This window comes from Paracoccus sp. SM22M-07 (assembly GCF_001887735.1).
Lineage (GTDB): Bacteria > Pseudomonadota > Alphaproteobacteria > Rhodobacterales > Rhodobacteraceae > Paracoccus.
Genome location: NZ_JPKW01000037.1, coordinates 1 through 3,402 on the forward strand (window position 1 = coordinate 1; position 3,402 = coordinate 3,402).

4 protein-coding genes and 1 pseudogene are annotated in these 3,402 nt (G+C 55.6%); 4 read left to right on the top strand and 1 reads right to left on the bottom strand.

Translation table 11 applies throughout. The features are described from left to right. Positions 1–415 precede the first annotated feature (415 nt). The 4 genes and pseudogenes from IE00_RS19245 to IE00_RS19265 all read left to right on the top strand — a co-directional run. Positions 416–1,345 (top strand): glycosyltransferase, encoded by a 930-nt coding sequence (locus tag IE00_RS19245; protein WP_139291559.1) that lies wholly within the window; start codon positions 416–418, stop codon positions 1,343–1,345. A 221-nt stretch (positions 1,346–1,566) separates the two neighbouring features. Continuing rightward, positions 1,567–1,650 carry a hypothetical protein gene (locus IE00_RS19255; RefSeq protein ID WP_240494017.1) on the top strand — a complete coding sequence of 28 codons (84 nt, stop codon included), beginning with the start codon at positions 1,567–1,569 and terminating at the stop codon, positions 1,648–1,650. A gap of 48 nt (positions 1,651–1,698) precedes the next feature. Then, the gene (locus tag IE00_RS19260) at positions 1,699–1,914 is read left to right on the top strand and encodes a hypothetical protein (protein WP_072298771.1); all 216 of its coding nucleotides are present in this window, start codon (positions 1,699–1,701) and stop codon (positions 1,912–1,914) included. 183 nt (positions 1,915–2,097) lie between these two features. Then, positions 2,098–2,471 (top strand): annotated as a pseudogene (locus IE00_RS19265) (transposase); the annotation flags it as partial. Between the two features lie 243 nt (positions 2,472–2,714). Here the strand turns inward: IE00_RS19265 and IE00_RS19270 are convergent. Further along, positions 2,715–3,402: M20/M25/M40 family metallo-hydrolase (locus IE00_RS19270; protein ID WP_139291561.1), on the bottom strand; the 688-nt coding region annotated here is incomplete at its 5' end.

A 3,402-nucleotide genomic window follows, 5' to 3' on the forward strand; every position in this document is an offset into this window, starting at 1 on the left:
CCTCCACGATCCGCAGCTTCTCGGCAGCCGTCCAGCGGCGCCGACGACCGCCATCGGTGATGATCTCAATCTCAGACACAAGCACGTCCTCAGGCATATACCTAAGCCTCCATGGCTATGCACAAATGTCCGGCCGAAACGGGGGCCAGTTCAGGTGCCCAACAACAGAAGCCGGAGCCATCTTCTCTGGCGCTCTAGCAACTGAAGCCATAGCCGCGTAACTAATGGCAATCAGCCTCCGGAAAACCCGGCGCGGTTCAGTCGGACGCTTTAATTTTAACGTGACAGGTGTTTTGTGGTTCTTAAACGTCGCATTGATCTCTTCTACCACGGATATGAAGAGAAGGCATTGGATCGGTTTCTGGGTAGGCTTCAGTCAAACCTCCATCTGCAGGCACGAACAGTCTACCGCAGGATGAAAGGTAAGCAACTCTATACAGGGTTTTACCAAGCGTTCAAAAACCTCAAGCAGGGCTTAGAAGAACTGGGAATGGAAGTGCATGTAAATGACTTTGCTTATGCACGGCACCATCCTGATATGCCAATCGGGATTGCAGGCTTTCCTGAAGTCTACAACCGTGTAAGGCTGCCAAATCCGGCTGTCTTTGGTCCCGGTTACGTGCCTCGCCCCAACGAAATTGACAGCATGGCCTCCAGCCAAAACATTCGCATCTTCACACAGCCCTCGGAATGGTATTGCCAGCTATGGCGCGAGAAGCTGGGTGAGCGTGTTCAACCTATGTTCGTGCCAATTATCCTGAGTGAATGGCCTGACCTGTCTGACGAGCCGAAAAATCATGACGTGGTGATCTACGATAAGATCAGGTGGAATCGCGACGAAATGGTCCCCCGCATCATGGATCGAATGCAGGCGCATTTGCGCAAGCGCGGTATCAGTTTAGAAACATTGCGTTACGGCAATCATAGAATTGAAGATTTCCGCTCGGCCCTCGCCAGCACACGCGCCCTAATTTTCCTTTGTGAGCACGAAACGCAGGGACTTGCATATCAGGAAGCTATGGCTTCCGGCATTCCCGTTTTCGCATGGAATGAAGGCAAGCTTGTTGATCCAGTTGAACAAACTTTCGCACCAGAAGGGTTGTTTTCGCCATCTGTTCCATACTTCGACGAGCGATGTGGAGGCACGTTCACAGAGAGCACTCTGGAGACATCCTTTGATGTTTTTTGGAGTAATTTGCGTAAATTTGATCCAAGGTCCTACGTCGCCGAAAAGCTGAGCCCCGAGCAAAGTGCAAGAGCGTATATCAAACTTCTGGATCAAGCAGCTTTTACGAACGTGGACCACTTGATCATGACCTGCCCCCCGGAACGTCCCTCAGTTTAATGTAGAGTTTGTGAACTGGCCCCCGTTTCGCCCGGACACTTGGGCTTAGCCATGGAGGCTTAGGCATATGCCTTAGGACGTGCTTATGTCTGAGATTGAGATCATCACCGATGGCGGTCGTCGGCGCCGCTGGACGGCTGCCGAGAAGCTGCGGATCGTGGAGGAGACGCTGGAGGATCACGCCAGCATTTCAAACGCGCCCTGATGAGGTTGCCAACCTGATCGCCTTTCTTGCGTCGGATCGCGCCGCCAGCATCACCGGCAGCGAACATGTGATTGACGGGGGTTCAGTGCCGACCGAGTGACGTTTTCCCGCGCCTGCCCCGTCCCCGGTTTGGTTGCACCCGAACCTTTTGGAGGATTTCCCTCTTAAGGTCACCGAACTGGCGGATACCTTGAGCGATCCGGAGATCCAGACGCCGGCTTTGGAGATCATCCGGGGACTGATCACGTCAGTAACGGTGCAAGTCACGGCGGATGGCATCAGGCTGGAGCTGGAAGGGGCGCTGTCTGCGATGGTCGGACTGGCACAGGGTGGAACGCAAAAGGCCTCCCGTGCGGGAGGCTGATAATCTGCGGATATCTTTTTTGGATCTGGTTGCGGGGGCAGGATTTTGCCTTAACCGAACTTTTCACCTCGTGAACCAACCGGATACAACTTCTATGCCTTGAAGCCACATCGTATCAAAACTGTGCCGTTGCGATCAGTCAATCATCGCTTCCAGGCCCCTAGGCTCCAGACCCATTGATCTTACGGTCTCACTGATGCGAAAGGCTGTCCCTTCCGGTTCTTCATATCCGCAAGGCAGGTCGGCGATTACACCGGTGCGGCAGCACTGCCCGTCAGCCTGCCGAAGGCGGAATGGTTTCTGGCTGACAGGGTATATGACGCCTTCTGGCTGCGAGAAGCGTTGGAGGAAAAAGGGATAAGCGCCTGCATCCCCGACCGTAAGTCCCGGAAGAAGACTGTGGAATACGACAAGCGGCGCTACAAAAGACGCAATCGTATCGAGATCATGTTCGGTCGTCTGAAGGACCGGAGACGTGTCGCCACGCGTTGTGACAGGTGCCCGGAACCTACCTCTCCGCAATCGCATCGGCGGCAACCGTCCTGTTCTGGCTGTGATCAAGAACGAGTCCTGACCTTGGCTACTTCAATCACCGCTTCGAACGAACAATCGGCATCTCGCCCGGTGCCTATCAAAGGGGGTTGGAGGCGACGGCCCGCTGAAAAGCGTGTGCTTCAGAGCAGCGCGGCGGCCAATGCCGCGCCATGCCGATAAGTTCAAGGGTAACGCGAACCAGAACCTCCGCCGTGTGCGGCAGCTTCAAGCCAGTGCCAAGTGCCAGCTATGGCAGGACTGAACAGCTAAGCGCAGCGCTCATTGATGATTTGCATCAGCACATCGCGACACTCGTTCAGTTCTTTCTGCAAAACATATTCGTTCGCGCGATGGGCCCGACCAATGTTCCCCGGGCCACAGATGACCGAGGGAATGCCCGCCTCTGCGAACAGACCGGCCTCGGTACCATAACTGACGGCGGCCACGACCTGGCGGCCCGACGCTTTAGCCAAGCGTTCGGCCAACGATCTGTCATGTGAAGGCGCCAACGCGGGATACCGCGCCAGTTCACGCCAGTTCGCCTCAACGCCGGGTGTTAAATACGCGACATCCTCCAGCGCTGACAACACGCGCTTCATTACGGCTTCGGGAAATTCAGACGGAATGGTGCGCGTCTCTATCAGCAAACGGGCTAGTTCTGGAATGATGTTGACCGCAGCGCCGCCCGTGATGACGCCGACCTGCATGGTCGAGTAAGGTGGCGCAAAATCCGTATCGAAAGGCCCCTCGGTGCGTAGACTTTCGGAAACCTGATCAACCAGCAGCGCCAGTCGCGCGGCAGGGTATATCGCATTTGCACCCTGCGAAGGATCCGAACTGTGGCCGGGCTGTTGGTCTGCCCCCTGAAAAGTGGTCCTCCCTGAGGTATGGCTTTTGAGCCATTTGGAGGATGCAGGAATGCCCCAGAAAAAGCACAAGCCGGAGGAGATCGTC